This window comes from Acetobacter pasteurianus subsp. pasteurianus LMG 1262 = NBRC 106471 (assembly GCF_000285275.1).
In the GTDB taxonomy this organism is placed as follows: Bacteria; Pseudomonadota; Alphaproteobacteria; order Acetobacterales; family Acetobacteraceae; genus Acetobacter; species Acetobacter pasteurianus.
In genome coordinates this window covers 82,294-101,543 of sequence record NZ_CADO01000004.1, presented here as the reverse complement: position 1 = coordinate 101,543, position 19,250 = coordinate 82,294, and the positions used below count along the sequence as shown (strand labels likewise).

The 19,250-nt window shown below is 54.8% G+C and carries 18 protein-coding genes; 4 read left to right on the top strand and 14 right to left on the bottom strand.

Annotated features, from left to right (window positions below; all coding sequences use genetic code 11):
- Window positions 1–56 precede the first annotated feature (56 nt).
- Window positions 57–1,406 (bottom strand): adenylosuccinate lyase, encoded by a 1,350-nt coding sequence (purB, locus tag APA10_RS01595; protein WP_012812894.1) that lies wholly within the window; start codon window positions 1,404–1,406, stop codon window positions 57–59.
- 171 nt (window positions 1,407–1,577) lie between these two features.
- Here purB and APA10_RS01590 point away from each other — a divergent pair, with 171 nt between their 5' ends.
- From APA10_RS01590 to APA10_RS01575, 4 genes are read left to right on the top strand one after another with little or no spacing between them, the layout of a single operon-like run.
- Window positions 1,578–2,189 carry a TerC family protein gene (locus APA10_RS01590; protein WP_003630625.1) on the top strand — a complete coding sequence of 204 codons (612 nt, stop codon included), beginning with the start codon at window positions 1,578–1,580 and terminating at the stop codon, window positions 2,187–2,189.
- Window positions 2,190–2,247: 58 nt separating this feature from the next.
- A complete protein-coding gene (locus APA10_RS01585) occupies window positions 2,248–4,224 on the top strand; it encodes a lytic transglycosylase domain-containing protein (protein WP_035366276.1) in 1,977 nt (658 codons plus the stop codon).
- Between the two features lies 1 nt (window position 4,225).
- The gene (locus APA10_RS01580) at window positions 4,226–4,702 is read left to right on the top strand and encodes a phosphatidylglycerophosphatase A family protein (RefSeq protein ID WP_003630629.1); all 477 of its coding nucleotides are present in this window, start codon (window positions 4,226–4,228) and stop codon (window positions 4,700–4,702) included.
- Between the two features lie 16 nt (window positions 4,703–4,718).
- Window positions 4,719–5,231 (top strand): CinA family protein, encoded by a 513-nt coding sequence (locus tag APA10_RS01575; protein ID WP_003630631.1) that lies wholly within the window; start codon window positions 4,719–4,721, stop codon window positions 5,229–5,231.
- Window positions 5,232–5,288: 57 nt separating this feature from the next.
- Here APA10_RS01575 and APA10_RS01570 read toward each other — a convergent pair whose 3' ends face one another.
- The 13 genes from APA10_RS01570 to APA10_RS01510 form a co-directional block, all read right to left on the bottom strand.
- Complete coding sequence (locus tag APA10_RS01570) at window positions 5,289–5,714, bottom strand: hypothetical protein (RefSeq protein ID WP_012812897.1); 426 nt, start codon at window positions 5,712–5,714, stop codon at window positions 5,289–5,291.
- 149 nt (window positions 5,715–5,863) lie between these two features.
- Complete coding sequence (locus APA10_RS01565) at window positions 5,864–6,352, bottom strand: type II toxin-antitoxin system RatA family toxin (RefSeq protein WP_003630635.1); 489 nt, start codon at window positions 6,350–6,352, stop codon at window positions 5,864–5,866.
- Entirely contained in the window at window positions 6,352–7,332 is a 981-nt protein-coding gene (lipA, locus tag APA10_RS01560) for a lipoyl synthase (RefSeq protein ID WP_012812899.1), read from the bottom strand. The genes APA10_RS01565 and lipA overlap by 1 nt, the downstream gene beginning before the upstream one ends.
- A 121-nt stretch (window positions 7,333–7,453) precedes the next feature.
- Window positions 7,454–8,866 (bottom strand): dihydrolipoyl dehydrogenase, encoded by a 1,413-nt coding sequence (lpdA, locus tag APA10_RS01555; RefSeq protein ID WP_003630644.1) that lies wholly within the window; start codon window positions 8,864–8,866, stop codon window positions 7,454–7,456.
- 30 nt (window positions 8,867–8,896) lie between these two features.
- Window positions 8,897–10,141, bottom strand: a complete 1,245-nt coding sequence (locus APA10_RS01550; RefSeq protein ID WP_035367299.1) for a pyruvate dehydrogenase complex dihydrolipoamide acetyltransferase — start codon at window positions 10,139–10,141, stop codon at window positions 8,897–8,899.
- 11 nt (window positions 10,142–10,152) lie between these two features.
- Window positions 10,153–11,508 carry a pyruvate dehydrogenase complex E1 component subunit beta gene (locus APA10_RS01545; RefSeq protein ID WP_035367298.1) on the bottom strand — a complete coding sequence of 452 codons (1,356 nt, stop codon included), beginning with the start codon at window positions 11,506–11,508 and terminating at the stop codon, window positions 10,153–10,155.
- Window positions 11,509–11,516: 8 nt separating this feature from the next.
- A complete protein-coding gene (gene pdhA / locus APA10_RS01540; protein ID WP_003625541.1) occupies window positions 11,517–12,527 on the bottom strand; it encodes a pyruvate dehydrogenase (acetyl-transferring) E1 component subunit alpha in 1,011 nt (336 codons plus the stop codon).
- Between the two features lie 127 nt (window positions 12,528–12,654).
- A complete protein-coding gene (moaC, locus tag APA10_RS01535) occupies window positions 12,655–13,131 on the bottom strand; it encodes a cyclic pyranopterin monophosphate synthase MoaC (protein ID WP_003625539.1) in 477 nt (158 codons plus the stop codon).
- 1 nt (window position 13,132) lies between these two features.
- Window positions 13,133–13,999, bottom strand: a complete 867-nt coding sequence (trpC, locus tag APA10_RS01530) for an indole-3-glycerol phosphate synthase TrpC (protein ID WP_003629968.1) — start codon at window positions 13,997–13,999, stop codon at window positions 13,133–13,135.
- Between the two features lie 17 nt (window positions 14,000–14,016).
- Window positions 14,017–15,129: an anthranilate phosphoribosyltransferase gene (gene trpD, locus APA10_RS01525; protein ID WP_003629967.1), complete on the bottom strand. Its 1,113-nt coding sequence runs from the start codon at window positions 15,127–15,129 to the stop codon at window positions 14,017–14,019.
- Window positions 15,129–15,725 (bottom strand): anthranilate synthase component II, encoded by a 597-nt coding sequence (locus tag APA10_RS01520; protein ID WP_003625532.1) that lies wholly within the window; start codon window positions 15,723–15,725, stop codon window positions 15,129–15,131. Before APA10_RS01520 ends, trpD begins: the two co-directional genes overlap by 1 nt.
- A 58-nt stretch (window positions 15,726–15,783) precedes the next feature.
- Window positions 15,784–17,325: an anthranilate synthase component I gene (gene trpE, locus APA10_RS01515; protein WP_003629966.1), complete on the bottom strand. Its 1,542-nt coding sequence runs from the start codon at window positions 17,323–17,325 to the stop codon at window positions 15,784–15,786.
- Entirely contained in the window at window positions 17,322–19,241 is a 1,920-nt protein-coding gene (locus tag APA10_RS01510; RefSeq protein WP_003629965.1) for a SurA N-terminal domain-containing protein, read from the bottom strand. Before APA10_RS01510 ends, trpE begins: the two co-directional genes overlap by 4 nt.
- Between the last annotated feature and the right edge of the window lie 9 nt (window positions 19,242–19,250).

Genomic DNA, 19,250 nt, shown 5'->3' with positions numbered 1-19,250 from the left:
GTTCATAGCAGGCTTCCGGGTAGGAAGATATATCCTGCTATGACAGGGGAGCCTGCTTACTGGCGGGGCCCTGTTTCACCAAAGATCTTTTCGTACTGCGTATCCAGCGCCTTCAGGTGCTGGCGGCTATCCATTGCTGCATCCAGAACGTCGGGGGAGATACGGCCAGAGATTTCCGGATCTGCATCCAGATTTTCACGGAAGGTCTTGCATTCCGGCGTGCCCAGTTTGGTCCATGTTTCCATGGCGTTACGCTGCACGATCCGATAGGCATCCTCGCGAGAAAGACCCGCTTTGGCCAGTGCCAGCAGCACTTCGCCGGAATGTACAACACCGCCAAGGCTTTCAATGTTGGCGGCCATGCGGTCTGGATACACCAGCATTTTGGAGATCATGCCAGACAGACGCACAAGGGCAAAATCCAGCCCGATGGTGGCATCCGGGCAGATGTTCCGTTCTACGGAAGAATGGCTGATATCGCGTTCATGCCACAGGGCTACGTCTTCAAGCGCCGGAATAACGGCGGCACGTACCAAGCGGGCCAGACCTGTCAGATTTTCTGTCAGCACCGGGTTGCGCTTGTGCGGCATGGCGGAAGAGCCTTTCTGGCCCTTATGGAAGAATTCTTCTGCTTCACGCACCTCAGAACGCTGGAGATGGCGCACTTCAATGGCCAGACGTTCAATGCCGCTGGCAATAACGGCCAGAGCACAGAAGTAAGCGGCATGCCGATCACGCGGGATAACCTGCGTGGAAACGGTTTCCGGCTTCAGGCCCAGACGTTCTGCCACATAGGATTCAACGCGCGGGTCCAGATGCGCATAGGTGCCTACAGCACCAGAAATGGCACAGGTGGCAATTTCAGCACGTGCAGTTTCAAGCCGTTCTTTGTTACGGGCGAATTCTGCGTAATGGCCAGCCAGCTTCAGCCCGAAAGATGTGGGTTCGGCATGAATACCGTGGCTGCGGCCAATGGTGAGGGTATGTTTGTGTTCGAAAGCGCGTGTTTTCAGCGCATCCAGAACACCATCCAGATCTTTCAGCAGCAGGTCTGTTGCCTGCACAAGCTGCACGGCCAGACAGGTATCCAGCACATCGGATGATGTCATGCCCAAATGCACAAAGCGGCTTTCCGGGCCAACCTTTTCTGCCAGCCATGTCAGGAAGGCAATGACGTCGTGCCGGGTTTCGGCTTCAATTTCATCAATGCGGGCCAGATCAGCATCAGAGAAGGCGGCCATGGCGGCATCGCCTTTTTCGCGCACAACCTTGGCGGCTTCCTTTGGCACGGTGCCATATTCAGCCATGGCTTCACACGCCAGCGCTTCAATTTCAAACCAGATGCGATAGCGGTTTGTGGGAGACCAGATGGCGGCCATGACGGGGCGAGTATAACGCGGCACCATAACGCAGAATTCCTTAACCAAAACAATAAAGCCAACAGGTGGCGTCTCTCTAGCGGATTTCGTGCCTTTCGTCTGCCCGCAAAGCGGAAAACTTTGACTTTTTGTGTTCCTTCCCGAAACTGCCGCCTTTTCGGGCGCATTTTGCGCCCTGTTTTTCGAATCGGAGCTCACGTGAACGGCTTTCTGGATTCCTTCAGCCTGACAGCATTTGTCGCCTTTTTGCAGGTTGTGCTTATTGATGTGACACTGGCGGGGGATAACGCCGTTGTTATTGGTATGGCGGTGCGGTCTCTTTCTGGCGCACAACGGCGGAAAGCCATTTTTGCCGGTGTAGGGCTGGCGGCTGTTATCCGTATTCTGCTGGCACTGGTGGCTGTAAGGCTGCTGGAAATTGTGGGCCTTACGCTGGCCGGCGGCTTTTTGCTGCTTTGGGTATGCTGGCGCATGTACCGCGAAATGCGGGAAAGCCATGCAGGTGATGATGCAGGCCCTGCGCCACCAGCCAGCTTGGGGAAAGCGATTTTCCGTATCCTGATTGCTGATTTGTCCATGAGCTTGGACAACGTGCTGGCTGTTGCCGGTGCCGCGCGGGAACATCCGGGTATTCTTATAGCCGGTCTGGCGCTTTCCGTGTTGCTTATGGGGCTGGCGGCTTCTGTTATTGCCCGCCTGCTGGATAAATATAAATGGATTTCCTGGGTTGGCCTGCTGATTGTTCTGGCCGTTGCTATTGAGCTGATTGTGAAAGGTGGTGGCGAAGTTTGGGGGCATTTGCCCCACTGATTGGAGGCTGGTGCGGAAAGCACTTGCCAAGGCGCGGGAAACGCGCTGATTCTGCGGTATGAGACGTTTTGCGATTTCGTACCGATACCGCCTTGTGGCTGCTGTTTCTCTGGCGTGTGTGGGGCTGAGCGCCTGCTCGTCCTCCTCGCCAGAGCAGCAAGGAGCCTCTGAAAACCGTTTGGCATGGCCAACGGAGCAACAGGCCGCCCAAGGCACACCCCCTACAAGTGATGTTGCCAGCCGGTTGACGGTTTGGCTGGGGTTGGTGAAATCCTCGCAGAACAGTACGCAGGCTTATGCTGATTTTCTGCAAACACGTCCGGTGTGGCCCCGTTGGCAGTTGCTGACATCACGCATGCAACTGGCATTGGCCAGGGAAGCAGATCCGGCAGTGCTGGCCCGGCTTTGCGCCACACAAAATCTGACATACGGCCCTGCCCTTGCGCAGTGTGCCACGCAGGTTCCGGCCTCGGCAGATTTAAGCAAACGCTTGAATACAGAAGCCGCACAGGCTTGGGTAAATGGCAATGATGCCAGCTCCGCTGCCACGGCGCTGCAAAGCAACTTTGCATCTGCCATAACGCCAGAACGTTCTTGGTCGCGGTTTGATCGTGAAGAGAAAAATGGGTTGGTCGCGGCAGCCAAGCAAACCCTACCCTACCTTTCTGCCCAAAAGCAGCCGCTGGCGCAGGCCCGCCTGGCTTTTCGTGCGGATGATCCGGCAGCAGAAACACTGGCTGCTGCCCTACCCGCTAATCAGCGGTCTGACCCGTATCTTATTCTCGATCATGCACGCTGGCTGCGTAAACAGCAGCGTTATGATGAAGCCGTGGCGTTATGGAAAAGCGCTGGTGTAGATGCCGAACGCAGCACACATGGTGCCTCATTCTGGCGGGAACGAGATACGCTGGCGCGTGAACTGATTCAGGCTGGTCGTGCTGCCGATGCTTTTGCCGTGGCCAATGATACCGCGACCACACCAACAAACAGGCTGGATGCACAGTTTCTTTCCGGTTGGATTGCCCTGCGCCTGCAGCATGATCCGGCCACAGCGGAAACTTTTTTTCGTCCGCTCGCACAGTCCTCAGCCCTTATTACGCGTAGCCGCGGCTTTTACTGGCTTGGGCGGGCACGTGCTGCCGCAGGAGATTCTGCTTCGGCCCATGCAAATTGGCAGCAGGCAGCGGCCCTGCCCGGCACATTTTATGGGCAAATGGCAGCCGCTGCACTGGAAGGCCGCAACAATGTGCTGCTGGACCCCGCCAATGTGCCAGAGGAAACGCGCACGCGCCTGAAAGCCGAGCGTGACCCGGAAACAACCACATCAGAAGATGTTTACGTTTCAGGCAGTGAGCTGGCACAGGCAGCCCAGATCCTTGTTTCATGGGGAGATCGCCCCCATGCGCGAGATTTTATGAACATGCTGGAACAGCAGGTTACAAGTACGCCGCAGCGCCTGGCACTTTCTTCCTTGTCTGCACAGTTGGGTTTGCCGGATATAGCTGTAACAGTCTCCCGCCATGCTGGCCGAGATGGTGTATTTCTGCTGCGCTCTGGCTGGCCTCTGCCTTATACGCCGCCATCCAGCACTTTGCCTGCGGGCGTTGCGCTCGGTTTGATGCGGCAGGAAAGTAACTTTAATCCTGATGCAGTGAGCCCTTCCAATGCTATTGGGCTTATGCAGCTTAAACCTTCCACTGCAGGAGATATGCTGCGTGTAACGGGCTTACCGGCCTCTGCTGCAACGGCTGCCGGGCTGCATGATCCGGAAAACAACATGCGTTTGGGCACCGCTTATCTGGAACATATTCAGTCCCGCTTTGGGGCTGTGGTGCCGTATATGGCCGCAGCTTATAATGGTGGGCCTACCCGTTTGGCACGCTGGCTGAGCACCGCTGGCAATCCAGCCCAGAACGGTGCTTCGGCCGAAGAGATGATCGACTGGATTGAGAGTATTCCCTATTCCGAAACGCGGAATTACGTGCAGCGTGTGTGGGAAAACATGACCATCTATGTGGCATTGGGGAACCAGTAAAATGGATATGGCACGGCTGATAGCAACATTTGGTGGGTGTGGGCTTTCTCCCCGCGCGCCGGGTACGGTTGGTTCTTTGGCGGCACTGGTGGTGGGGTTGCCTTTGTTAAAGCGCCCGCGACTTTTGGTGGCAGGTATTGCTGCTGTAACCGTGGTGGGCTGGTGGGCCACAAAACGCAGCGGCAAAGGCGAAGATCACAGTTGGATTGTGATTGATGAAGTGGCTGGCATGTGGATAGCCCTGCTGGCATGCCTACCTAAAACAGAGGAACAGGCCCATGAAAAATGGTTCTGGATGTACCCTCTGCTCTCGTTCGCCTTTTTCCGCTTATTTGACATTACAAAGCCCGGCCCGGTGGGTGTGCTGGATAAGCGGCACGATGCCACAGGTGTGATGGGAGATGACGTAGTTGCAGGCGCCATGGCGGCGTTATGTGTAAAAGGCGTGCGTACGGTTATGGCGCGCGCATCACACTAAGCGGAAGGTTTTGGCAATGTCTGCCGCTCATGCCGGTTTTTCAGAACTCTCTGTGCTGGCTGCTGCTGAACGCACCCTCACCCGCTTGCGGCAAGTAGATGGACATGTGGTTACGGCAGAAAGCTGCACAGGTGGCTTGGTTGCAGCCATGTTGACGCATTTTTCTGGTTCTTCCGATGTTACGGAAGGCGGGTTTGTAACGTATTCCAATACCATGAAGCAAAAGGTGCTGGGGGTTCCGGCCAAAATATTGGAAAAGCATGGGGCTGTAAGTGCGCAAACCGTGGAAAAAATGGCTGAAGGGGCATTAGAGGCCTCTCCGCTCGCGACTGTTTCTGTCGCCATTTCGGGTATTGCTGGGCCGGATGGAGGATCAGCAGAAAAACCCGTAGGACTTGTATGGTTTGCAACGGCCATGAAAAACGGCGCTGTTATCTCGGACAAGCAGGTTTTTTCAGGCAGCCGGGAAGATGTGAGAGCGCAAGCGGCATTGCATGCGTTTGAGCTGATTTTACAGCGTTTGGGCTAATGCTTACAAAAAATACTGCTGCCGAAACAGATGCCGGCAGCAGCACGTACGTTCAAATTACTGAACAGGAACAGGAGCCGGCAGCGGAGCATTTGTTGGCACCGTAGCGGTAGGCGCTGTGGGCAGAGCTGGCGCTTTTACGCCTGTGCCTGCAGCGACCGGAGCCGGAATGCCAGATGCAGAAACGCCCGGTGCAGTAAGAGCCGGTGCAGATGGAGCTGTTACGGCAGGAGCTGCGCCAGCAATGGCAGGCACCTGATTGTTCTGTGCAGCTGCCAGGCTTTTGGCGTTCAGATCTGCTGTTTCAGCATCACCATTGTTCTGTGCGGCTTTTTCACCTGCAGCACATTTGCCTTTCAGGCAATGTTCATGGTGATGGTGCGCATGCATGCCATGATGCGTTGCGGTTTCAGCAGCCATAGCTGGCGCAACAGCCAGAGTTGCAGAAGATGCCAGCAGAGCTGCCGCAAAAAGTTTTTTCATATGGATATATTCCTTCAATAAGGTTGAATCGCCTTTTCACAGGCAATTCCCATATTCCACAACAGGTTACAGAAAATTGCCTGCATGCATCATAAGCAGGGTTTCAACCGAAACAAAGGAATAAACCAAAGAAAATACCCACTCCCCCCTCAGGTGGCGGGGTGCTCACTGGTACAGGCTGTTGCCGTATTGGTGACTGGCGTTTGTGGCGGCCCGTATACTTCCCGCGCGCGTTTGATAAAGGCAGAAACCATCAGCCGTGTGGCTTCTGTAAACACAACACCAATAGCCGCCTGTAAAATGCGTGAACGAAACTCAAAATCTACAAAAAACTCTACAAGGCAGCCTTCAGGCGTTGCTGTGAATTTCCAGATATTGCGCAAATACCTAAAAGGCCCGCGCTCATACCGAACGGTAATGGATGATGGACGGTCCAGAGTCACGCGCGATGTAAAACTTTCCCGGAACGGGCCAAAACCAATGGTTAAGTCCGCAACAAGTTCTGTGGCGGTGCGAGTGCGCACTTTGGATGCAACACACCAAGGCAGAAACTTGGGATACTGGCCAACATCGGCAACAAGATCAAAAATCTGATCCGGGCGATAAGGTAAAACACGCTTTTCTGCGTGCTGTGGCATTACTGATCCTCCTTCAGGCGGGCATTGCGTGCATCACGCAGTGCGGCAAAGTCGGCATCGGCATGGTAGGAGGAGCGCGTAAGCGGGCTGGAACTTACCTGTAAAAAACCTTTTACGCGTGCCATTGTGCCGTAATCCTCAAACTCTGCCGGGGTAACAAAACGTGCAACTGGGGCATGTTTGACTGTAGGCTGGAGATACTGGCCCATTGTAATAAAATCTACATCTGCCACGCGCAGATCATCCATGACCTGAGCGAGTTCCATTTTTTCTTCCCCCAAACCAAGCATCAGCCCGGATTTGGTAAAGATGGATGCATCAAGCTGTTTAACCCGATCCAATAACCGCAGAGACTGGTAATAACGCGCCCCCGGCCGAATGGTCGGATACAAGCGTGGCACGGTTTCCAGATTGTGGTTGAAAACATCAGGCCGTGCTTCAACAACCACTTCTAACGCGTTCTTTTTGCGTAAAAAATCTGGTGTCAGGATTTCGATTGTTGTTTCTGGTGCCGCTGCACGGATGGCGTGAATAACGCGGGCAAAATGGTGTGCGCCCCCATCTTCCAGATCATCCCGATCTACCGATGTAATAACAACATGCCGTAGGCCAAGGCGTGCCACGGCTTCTGCCACACGGGTGGGTTCATCCGCATCCAACGCATGCGGCAGGCCGGTAGTAACATTGCAGAAAGCGCAGGCCCGGGTGCAGATTTCCCCCATGATCATCATGGTGGCATGGCGCTGAGACCAGCATTCCCCAATGTTGGGGCATGCGGCTTCCTCACACACGGTTACCAGTTTGTTGCTGCGCATCAACGCGCGTGTTTCGTGGTAAACTGGGTGGTTAGGTGCCTTAACGCGTATCCAGTCCGGTTTGCGGGCTATGGGGTTGTCTGGCCGGTGTGCTTTTTCTGGATGACGCAGCTTGTTGGGGCTGCTGCCTCCTGTTCGATGATCAATCACAACGCGAATAGACATATCTTTGCCCGCTTTTGCCAAGGGTTACCACAGAACTGGAACGCTCCTGTCGTGGCGTCAAGGCAGGAACGCTCCAGATAGTGCTTTGGCAACATCAAACCCTTGAGATGATACACCAAAACTAGAAGTGAAGCGCCCCGCCATAAGCGGCCAGAACGGCTTCGTGCATGGATTCAGAAATGGTGGGATGAGGGAAAATGGTTTCCATCAGCTCGGCTTCAGTCAGCTCTGCTGTGCGGGCAATCACAAAGCCCTGGATCATTTCCGTAACTTCCGCACCAATCATATGCGCGCCCAGCAGTTCGCCTGTCTGGGCATCAAATACGGTTTTCACCATGCCTTCAGGCTCACCCATGGCAAGTGCTTTACCGTTAGCCATAAGCGGGAATTTGCCAACGCGCACCTTGTAACCGGCTTCCTTGGCACGAGCTTCTGTATACCCAACAGAAGCCACCTGAGGCCGACAGTATGTGCAGCCCGGAATTTTTGTAACATCAATAGGATGCACGGTTTTACCAGCAATGGCTTCAACACACATAACAGCTTCATGGCTGGCTTTGTGTGCAAGCCACGGGGCTCCTGCCAGGTCACCAATAGCGTAAACACCGGGTTCACCCGTGCGGCACAGATCATCCGTGACCACATGTGTGCGGTCTACTTTGATCTTGGTGCCTTCCAGCCCGATATTTTCAACGTTGCCGACAATACCCACGGCAGAAATAACGCGGTCTACGGTAATGGTTTCCGTTTTGCCGCCTACTTCCACTGGCACAGTTACATCGTTCTTGCCCTTTTTCAGCGCCCCAACCTTGGCGCTGGTGAGAACGCGCATGCCCTGTTTTTCAAATTCCTTGCGGGCCAAGGCGCTGATTTCTTCGTCTTCCACGGGCAGAATACGCGGCGCAACTTCCACCAGCGTTACTTCCGAACCCATGTTGCGATAGAAGGAAGCAAATTCCGTACCGATAGCGCCAGACCCAATGACGAGCAGCCGCTTGGGCAGTTCATCTGGCACCAAGGCTTCCCGGTAAGACCAGACAAGCTTACCGTCTGCTTCCAGCCCCGGCAATGCACGCGCACGTGCACCTGTAGCCAGAATAACGTGCTTGGCGGTAAGGGTTTGTGGTGCACCACTTTCCGGCTGCACCAGCACCTTGCGCTTACCGCCAGCAGCAACGCCATTCAGCTTGCCAAATCCTTTAAAAACAGGAACTTTGGCTTTTTTCAGCAGGTGCTGCACACCAGATGCAAGCTGTTTGGAAACAGCACGGGACCGTGCAACAATTGCTTTAAAATCAAAGCTTACGCCATCAGCTTTAAAGCCATATGTGCCCAGATCATGCAGTAGATGGTTGATCTCGGAAGCACGCAGCAAAGCCTTGGTGGGAATACAACCCCAGTTCAGGCAGATGCCCCCAAGGTGGTTGGCTTCCACCACTGCAACGGAAAGCTTAAGCTGTGCTGCCCGAAGTGCCGCTACATAACCGCCCGGCCCACCGCCAATAACGATGATATCAAAATCAGTCTGGCTCATAATATGCCTGATCCTCAGAAAGCCGTGCGGTTAGAGAACGAGTGAAAGCGGAGATTCAACCGCTGTGCGGAAAGCAGAAAGCCAACGCGCAGCCGCCGCACCATCCACCACACGGTGATCCACCGAGAGGGTAACGGTCATGACTGTAGCAATAGCCAGCTCATTCCCTTTTACCACAGCCTGTTTTTTACCTGCTGCAATAGCCAGAATGGCAGCCTGCGGCGGGTTAACAATGGCGGCAAAGTCTTTCACGCCGTACATCCCCATGTTGGAGATGGAGAACGTGCCACCCTGGAATTCTTCCGGCTTCAGCTTGCCAGCGCGGGCGCGGGCAATCAGATCCTTGGCTTCCTGACTGATATCTTTCAGGCTCTTGCGGTCTGCCTGTTTGACAATAGGCGTGATCAGCCCATCATCCAGAGAAACCGCAACCGAGATATCTGCATCTTCGTGCAGGATCATGGCATCTTCGGTGTAAGACGCGTTTACTTCCGGGACCTGCTTAAGGGCAACGGCAGAAGCCTTAATGAGCATATCGTTTACAGACAGCTTGAAGGCATCAGCCCCTTCTGCTGGAGACATGGCATTAAGCTGCGCACGCAAAGCAAGAAGTGCATCCAGTTCTACATCTATGGAGACATAGAAGTGCGGAATGGTGGCTTTGGATTCACTCAGGCGGCGTGCAATAACCTTACGCATAGTGGTGTGCGGCACCGCACTGCTGCCACCTGATGCAGGCAAGGCAGAAGCCACCTGCCCTGCACTTGGGGCTTTGTTAAGAGCGGCTTCCACATCCCGTTTAACAATACGGCCATTTGGGCCAGTGCCTTGAATGGCTGCCAGATCAATATTCTTCTGGCGTGCAATGCGCCGCGCCAGTGGAGAGGCCACAACCCGGCCAACAGGCTTATCTGCCCGCTGTGCAGGTGCGGCCTGCGCTGCCACTGGTGCAGAAGCAACAGGTTGCGGCACAGGGGCTGGCTCAGCAGACGCCACGTTTTTAGGCGTGGCGATGTTATCTGGCACCGCCTCACCTTCTTCCACCAGAATGGCGATAGGTGTGTTGACCGCAACACCTTCTGCGCCTTCCTGAATAAGGATGCGGCCCAGAATACCTTCCTCAATGGCTTCTACTTCCATTGTGGCTTTGTCGGTTTCAATCTCGGCCAGAACATCACCGCTGTTTACGGTGTCCCCTTCCTTTTTCAGCCAGCGGGCCAGTTTGCCCTCTGTCATGGTAGGAGAAAGGGCGGGCATTAAAATTTCAGTCGCCATCTGTCATTCCCTCACATCAGGCCAAGTGCGGCTTTAACCACATCTTCAGGCTGTGGCAGGGCCAGTTTTTCCAGATTGGCGGCAAACGGCATAGGCACATCCACACCCGTTACACGGGCCGGTGGAGCATCCAGCCAATCAAACGCATGTTCGATTATCTGCATGGCAACTTCTGCGCCAATGCCTGCAAACGGCCAGCCTTCTTCTACTGTAACCAAGCGGCTGGTTTTCTTTACGCTTTCTACAATTGTATCTGTATCCAGCGGGCGCAGGCTGCGCAGGTTGATAACTTCTGCCTCAATACCCTGTTTGGCCAGCTCAGCCGCAGCATCCAGTGCCGTGGTGACAGCAATGGAGAACGCAACAATTGTAACATCCGAGCCAGTACGTTCGATCTTGGCCTTGCCGATGGGCACAATGAAGTCTTCATCAATCGGGCATGGGAATTTGCGCCCGTAAAGAATTTCGTTTTCCAGCACCACAACAGGGTTCGGGTCGCGGATAGCAGCGCGCAGCAGGCCTTTGGCATCGGCGGAAGACCAAGGCACAACCACTTTCAGGCCCGGAACATGGGCGTACCAGCTACCGTAGCACTGAGAATGCTGTGCACCCACGCGAGATGCCGGGCCGTTTGGCCCGCGGAACACAATGGGGCACCCCATCTGGCCGCCAGACATATACAGCGTTTTGGCTGCGGAATTGATGATGTGGTCAATAGCCTGCATGGAGAAGTTCATGGTCATGAACTCCACCACGGGCTTGAGGCCAGTAAGGGCAGCACCCACGGCCATGCCAGTAAAGCCATGCTCAGCAATAGGCATGTCAATTACGCGCTTTTCGCCAAATTCCTGCAACAGGCCTTGGGAGATTTTGTAAGCACCCTGATATTGGGCAACTTCTTCACCCATCAGGAACACGTCTGGATCACGCTGCAATTCGGCGGCTAGAGCATCACGTAGCGCTTCACGCACAGTGATTTCCTGCGTCTCACCCCAGTCTTTTTCTTCTTCAACAGGGGCAGATACCGGCGCGCTTACAGGGGCCGAGGCTACAGGCTGTGCTACGGGTAGAGCTTCTGCGGAAGCTGCACTTTTAGGCGTGTCGATGTTATCTGGCACTGCCTCACCTTCTTCCACCAGAATGGCGATAGGTGTGTTAACGGCAACGCCTTCTGTGCCTTCTGCTGTAAGAATACGGCCTAGAATACCTTCTTCAATGGCTTCTACTTCCATTGTGGCTTTGTCGGTTTCAATCTCGGCCAGAACGTCACCGCTATTTACAGCGTCCCCTTCCTTTTTCAGCCAGCGGGCCAGTTTGCCCTCTGTCATGGTAGGAGAAAGGGCGGGCATTAAAATTTCAGTCGCCATGTTTATGCTCAAGCCTCCAGAACAACATCCGTATAAAGTTCGGCCGGATCTGGTTCCGGGCTGGTCTGCGCAAATTCCGCAGAGTCGTTCACGATGCCCTTGATCTCGGTTTCCATGGTTTTCAGTTCTGCTTCTGTCACGCCAGAATCCAGCAGGATGTGTTTAACGTGTTCAATAGGATCACGCGTTTTGCGGACTTCATCCACCTCATCTCGCGTGCGGTATTTTGCCGGGTCAGACATGGAATGGCCGCGATAGCGGTATGTCATCATCTCCAGCAGGTAAGGCCCCTTCCCTTCACGGCAATGCTTTACGGCTTCTTCTGCTGCCGCATATACGGCGGCAACATCCATGCCATCCACCCGCTTGCCGGGAATGCCCCATGGCTCGCCATTTTTGTAGAGTTCGTGCGATGCAGATGCCCGCTCAACAGCGGTGCCCATGCCGTAACGGTTGTTTTCAATAACAAAAATACAGGGGAGCTTGAGCAGAGCAGCCAGGTTGAAGCTTTCGTAAACCTGACCCTGGTTGGCTGCGCCATCACCAAAATAAGCTACGGAAACTTCATCCGTATCACGGTATTTGTTGGCAAATGCCAGCCCGATACCCAAAGAAACCTGAGCGCCAACAATGCCGTGGCCACCGTAAAAGTTCTTCTCGCGGGAGAACATATGCATGGAGCCACCCTTACCGTGGGAATACCCGGTAGAACGGCCCGTAAGCTCTGCCATCACGCCACGGGGGGTCATGCCAGCCACCAGCATCTGCCCATGGTCTCGGTAAGATGTAATCAGCTTATCGCCATCTTTCAGGCTCATCTGGATACCAACCACCACAGCTTCTTGCCCAATATACAAGTGGCAGAAACCGCCAATCAGGCCCATGCCGTAAAGTTGCCCGGCTTTTTCTTCAAAGCGGCGGATCAGAAGCATGTCATAGTAGGCTTTAAGAAACTGGTCTCGTGTTAAGGAAGGACCGTTATTTCCTGCCTTACCGACCTGTTTGGCGTTCGTTCCCATGCGTGATGAACCTTCTGCGATATGTAAACAGTTCGTAATAAATGGTGCGTAACAGCGGCATCAGTTTCCGGATATTTAGGTATTTCCTAAAGCTCCAGTAAAACCGCATGGTGTTTCGCGTGATTCATTATGCAGCGTTGTAGTCTCCTGAGCGCCCTCCACTTTTGTGGAGGAGCTTTATATTTTCTATCTGCATGCCGCGGTCAACTGCTTTGCACATATCGTAAAGTGTAAGGGCCGCGGCAGACACGGCGGTTAACGCTTCCATTTCCACCCCGGTTGCGCCGGTTGTTGTAACAGTTGCGGTAATCTCGATCCTGTTATCATTCGGCGCCAGATCTACAGTAACACTGCTCAGGCTAAGCGGATGGCAGAGCGGGATAATATCTGCTGTTTTTTTGGCGGCCATAATGCCAGCAATACGGGCCGTTGCCAGAACATCACCTTTTGGGGCCGCGCCTGAAAGGATCATTTCCAGTGTTTGGGGCTGCATAATAATTGCCCCGGTGGCAACAGCCTTGCGACGTGTGGCAGCCTTGGCGGAAACATCCACCATATGCGCATGCCCTGCCGCATCCAGATGTGTGAGTGCTGGAGAGGGCACGTTAGGCCAGCCCCAGAAGTTTTTTGGCGGCATCGCCCGGGTGAGGATCTCGCAGGAGGGATTCACCCACCAGAAAGCCTGTTACACCGATGCTGGAAAGCTGCACGATATCTTCATGCGTTTTGATGCCGCTTTCAGACACGATAATCCGATCTGGCGGCACAAGCGGAGAAAGCTCCCGCGTGGTGTCTAAGCTGGTTTGAAGTGTTTTGAGGTTGCGGTTGTTGATACCGATCAGGAAGGTATCCAGCGCAAGGGCGCGGTTGAGTTCTTCCTCATCATGCACTTCTACCAGCACATCCATATCCAGCCCTTTGGCATGGTCAACCAGTTCCAGCGCCATTTCATCGGACAGAATGGACATAATCAGCAGAATGCAATCTGCCCCGATCATGCGGCTTTCATAAACCTGCCACGGATCAAGGATAAAATCCTTGCGCAGAACTGGAAGGGAGCATGCAGCCCGCGCCTTGCCCAGATCTTCGTTATCCCCATGAAAGCAGGAGCTTTCGGTCAGCACGGAAATACAGGCTGCACCGGCTTGCTCATATTCTGCGGCAATTTCTGCGGGATCATAGGTTTCACGCAGGATGCCGGCAGAAGGAGAAGCCTTCTTGATTTCTGCAATCAGGCCAACGGCCCGGTCCGCAGCTTTTTCCTTCAGCGCCCGGCCAAACCCGCGCGGTGCCTCTTTGGTTTCCTGCGCTTTTGCCGTGATTTCCTTAAGGGACATCAGGGTGGAGCGATGTTCAACTTCCAGCTTGGTGCGTGCGCAGATGCGGGAGAGAACATCCGGCAGTTCGTCAATCTTGCTGGCAAGAGTGTCCGAAGCAGAAGCTGCCGAGGACGCGAGTGGTGTATCGTTCATGATTATCCTGTCATGTCTCAGGCGCGTGCATCCGGGGCGGAAGCGCGCAAACCATTCAGCACTGCCAGAGCCGTGCCATCATCCAGTGGGCGTGCGGCCTGTACCACACTTTCCCGCAAGGCCTGCGGATCAATGCGTCCGTCCCGCAGGAGTGTTACCCGCCCTGCCACATGGAGTGCGCAGGCGGCGTTCAAAACCACTGTATCACGATATGCCCCGGGTGCGCCATGCAACAAAGCTTCCAGAGCTTGTGCATTATATTGGGCATCTCCCCCCAATATGGTGCTAACGGGGGCATGGGCAAGGCCAGCCATTTCCGGCGTAATGGAAAACGGGCAGATGGCACCATCTTCTAGCGCTACAACCTGTGTTGGGCCAGCCAGTGTAATTTCATCAATACCGCCCTGCCCGTCTGATGGCAGGCCGCACACGGCCCAGACTTTCTGGGAGCCCAGATTTTTGAGCACATTGACCATCGGCTCTAGCCATGCGGGTGAGAACACACCCACAAGCTGCCGTTTAACACCTGCCGGGTTTACCAAAGGCCCCATCAAGTTAAACAGCGTGCGCACCCCAAGGGCTTTACGCACCGGAGCCGCAAAACGCATAGCGGGATGATGATGCGGGGCAGACAAAAAGATGGCCTTATGCGCCTGCATCTGCTCCGCCAGAACTTCAGCTTGGGCAGAAAGCGGCACACTCAGCGCGGCCAGCACATCAGACGCGCCGGACCGGGAGGAAATGGCCCTGTTGCCATGTTTGGCAACAGGCACACCAAGCGCACCCAACACAAAGGCCACAGCGGTGGATACATTCAACGTGCCGTAATTGTCTCCGCCGGTGCCGCATACATCTATTGTATCGGCAGGCATGGCGGGCACGCTGTGCATACGGGCCCGTAAGGCTGTTACACCACCAAGCAGTTCTTCCTGCGTTTCACCGCGCACGCGTAAGGCCATAAGAAAAGCCGCAATGCGCTCTGGCGCAATCAGGCCATCCATAATCACGCCAAAAGCGGCTTCTGCTTCGGCTGCGCTGAGTGCTTGTCCCTCAGCAACGCGCGCCAGAATGGAGGAAAAAAACTGTTCACCTGCCTGCTGAGACGTGGTCTCCTGAGTGGTAACAGACATCAGGCAACGGCCTGTTTTTCTTTCCAGGCAGCAGCGATGGAAAGAAAGTTTTTCATCAGATCGTGGCCATATTCCGAGGCAATGCTTTCTGGGTGGAACTGCACGCCCGAAATAGGATACTGCCGGTGGCGCACGCCCATAATCACGCCATCTTCTGTCCATGCCGTAACTTCCAGAGCATCTGGAATGCTGGCGGGTTCAAGCGTGAGGCTATGGTAGCGCGTGGCATTGAATGGGTTGGGTAGCCCTGCAAAAACATCTTGCCCGTTATGGAAAACGGGGCTCACCTTGCCGTGCATGGGCGTAGGTGCGCGTACGACTTCTGCGCCAAACACCTGCCCAATGGCCTGATGCCCCAAGCACACCCCAAAAACAGGCACCTTACCGGCTGCGGCAGATATCAGATCACAGCAAATGCCTGCTTCATTGGGGGAACATGGACCGGGAGAAAGCACAATGGCTTCTGGCTTGAGGGCCAGAGCATCTTCCACACTCAGGGTATCATTGCGGCGTACGTCACACTGCACACCCAGTTCACCCAAGTAGTGAACGAGGTTGAAGGTGAAGCTATCATAATTGTCGATCAGAAGGATCATGGCCGAATGATGACCTTATGTGCTGTTGGGGTCAAATAAGAATGGAACAGAAGCGGCATTAGGACCGCCCTGCCCTTGCCTGTTCCAGCGCAGCTTCTGCAGCGCGGAATACAGCGCGGGCTTTATGGCGTGTTTCTTCATATTCTGTTTCGGGCACACTGTCTGCCACCACGCCACAGCCTGCCTGCACATGCATTTGCCCGTCTTTTACAACAGCCATACGCAGCCCGATACAGGTATCCATATTGCCACCAGCACCAAAATAGCCAATGCACCCGGCATAGGTGGCGCGGCGGGTGCGCTCGACTTCATCAATAATTTCCATGGCGCGGATTTTAGGCGCCCCCGTAAGCGTGCCTGCGGGAAACGCGGCCACAAGAGCATCCAGCGCTTCCAGTTCCGGTTTTAGCGTGCCCTGCACGTTGGAAGAGATGTGCATGACGTGGCTGAAACGCTCAATGACGAATCGTTCCGTCACTTTCACCGTGCCGGGAATGCTCACACGGCCTACATCATTACGGCCAAGGTCTATCAGCATCAGGTGTTCGGCCAGTTCTTTCTGATCGGCCAGAAGGTCTTTTTCAAGGCGCAGATCTTCCTCGGCCGTTTTGCCGCGTGGGCGTGTGCCCGCAAGTGGGCGTACCGTCATGGTGCCGTCCTGCAAGCGCACCAGAATTTCGGGCGAGGACCCGACAAGTGAGAACTCACCAAAATCCAGATGAAACAGGAATGGCGCCGGATTGATGCGCCGCAGCGTACGATACAGCGCCAGAGATGGCAGCGGAAACGGCGTGGAAAAACGCTGGCTGGGCACAACCTGAAAGGCATCGCCGGCGGCAATATAATCCTGAATACGCTCCACAGCCTGACAGAACTCATCCTTGCTGAATGAAGAACGCGGTTCGGCGGGTTCGGGCAGGTTTTCCGGGGATTTAGGCAAAGGCGGAAGCGCCCCTGCCAGACATTCTCGCGCACGGCGGAGCAGGTCTTGCGCTTTATCCCAAGCTTGTCCTGCGGTTTCATCTTTTTGCGGGCGAACCGGTGCGGCTAGAATGAGTTCGTCACTCACCGTGTCAAACACAGCAAAAAGCCCGGGACGCATAAGGATGGATTCAGGCAGGTTCAGATCATCCGGGGGCGCATCTGGCAGATGCTCCATCTGGCGCACCATGTCATAGCCCAGATACCCAAACAGACCCGCAACCATGGGGGGTACGCCCTCGGGCAGTTCCAGACGTGTGGCGTGGATAAGCGCACGCAGGCTTTCCAGCGGTTTTTCTGTAAGAATGCGTGGAGCACTATCCGGTTTTTCCGGGGTTTCATCCAGCGTGATCTGCCCGTTATGGCAGGTCCAGATGATATCCGGTTTGAGGGCGATAACAGAATACCGCCCGCGCGATGTGCCGCCTTCCACACTTTCCAGCAGCAGAGTGTTTTTGCCAGTGCCGCCATCAAAGCGCGCAAGGCGCAGATAGGCTGAAACCGGCGTAAGCAGATCCGCAGCTTCTACAGAGAACACAACAGAAGGCTGACCTTGCGCCCAAGCAGCTTCACATTCCTGCCGAGAGGGTGAAGGCGCAATGCGTGCGGTAATGCTCATGGCGTGGCTTCTCCTCCAAATCCGGCAGCAGACAGTGTGGCCATCACGGCGCGTTCGTTAATATGGGGCGGCGTGCGCTTGCTTAATGCTTCAACATAACTGGCAACCAGATCATCGCTATCGGCCTGTGCCAGAGAGTCTTTCAGGCGCTGCACGCCATCAGCAGGAGCTGGTGGGTTGGGCACGAACAGTTTTGTCACAACAGCCACAAGGAAGTGACCATCATCTTCCGCCATAACTGCCTGTCCGGGCTGCATGCGCGGCAGATAGTCCATTAGTGCGTCTGGTATGTTTTTGTTGGGCTTGGCGTAGGAGAATGCTGCATCCCGCGTCATCTGTGCGCCCGGTGCGTTTGTTGTGCCCAGAGCCTGCTTGTTCTTGGTTGCCAGATACAGGTTTGTTGCCTGCTCATTTGCTGCATGCTTGCGGGCTTCGGCCTGCCATGCGGCCAGAACATCTGCATGTGCCTGCTCAAAGGTGCGTGGTGCTGCGGGTGTTGCGGTATCTACTTCCACAGCAAAGCTGCTGTTGTCTGGTCCATCAACAAGCGTTGCACGAGCACCGGGTTTTTGCGTGAAAATCTGGTGGATAATGGCTTCACGCAGCTTGCCTGATGCTGGCAGCGGTGCGGGTTCCTTATCCGCAGTCATGCCCTGTGCATCCAGCGTGCCTGCGGCAGCAACGGCACCCAGATCAGCCGGAATGGCATCTAGGCCTTTACCTGCAAGAGCATCCTGCAGTTTGCGTTTGCGTTCACCTGCAACAGATGGTGCAACGGCGGACCGATACTGTGAGAGGATGTCTTTTTTTGCATCCTCATACGGCGTGCTGTGCGGGGCCGTTATTTTGGTGACGCGAAAAACAGCCCATCCGCTTTCTGTTTTAAGTGGACCACTTACCTGCCCTTCAGGCGCCTGAAAAACAGCCTGCCGCAATGTGGCGGAAGGAATGGTGGATGGGCGCGCATTTGGCATTTCTACCGCAGCTGCATCTTTTGCGCTGTTCTGGATAGCCTGCCAGTTGCCCCCTACTTTCCACGCATTGGCAATGGCGGTTGCCTGCGCCTGATCTTGCAGAGTGATTAGCTGAATATCGCGTGTTTCTGGCACATCGTAGCGAGATTTCTGCTCATCATAAATGCGCTTGATGTCAGCTTCACCCAGAGTGATGCTGTCTGCCACCGTTTGCGGGGAAAGCACCACAATTTTGGCGTGGCGCAGTTCTGGCGTGCGGAACATCCACGGGTGGTTGTTGTAATAACGCTGGAGCACAGCATCATCTGGCGCTTTGGGTGTGGGCTGTGCATCAAACGGAATGCTCACAAAATCTACCACGCGCGTTTTTGCACCGTAGGTTAGAAAACGCTGGAGCATTGTGTCGGACACGCTGCCAGCCTGTGCCAAAGGCTGCAAAATGGTGCGGGTTGTCAGATCATTGCGCACCATGTCCAGAAAGCGCTGTTCGGTCAGCCCGCGGTCACGCAGTTTCTGATTGAAGCTGGCGCGGTCAAACTGGCCATTGGCCCCTTTGAAATAAGGAAGTGAGAACACTTCATCCCGCACAGCCGAATCAGGCACGGCCACTTTCAGTTTCTGTGCAGTGTTCAGCAGTTCTGCCTGCCCAATCAGGCGGTGCAGAATCTGGTAGGCAACCTGCCGCTGCATGGCCAGAGGAATTTGCGATGGATCGGTAACCCCCATCTGGCGTGCAATGGTTGGCAGTTCAGATTGTAGGGCTGTGGCCAGATCATCGGCAGAAACCTGCTGTTGCCCCACTTTGGCAACAACATCCGTTTCTTCCCCCATATAGCCCATAACATCGCCTATTCCCCAGCCGACAAACGCCAGAAAAATGACAATTGCAGTCACCCGGCCCAGCCAGGACTCAACAAAAACGCGACGTAGATAGGAAATCATGACCCGATG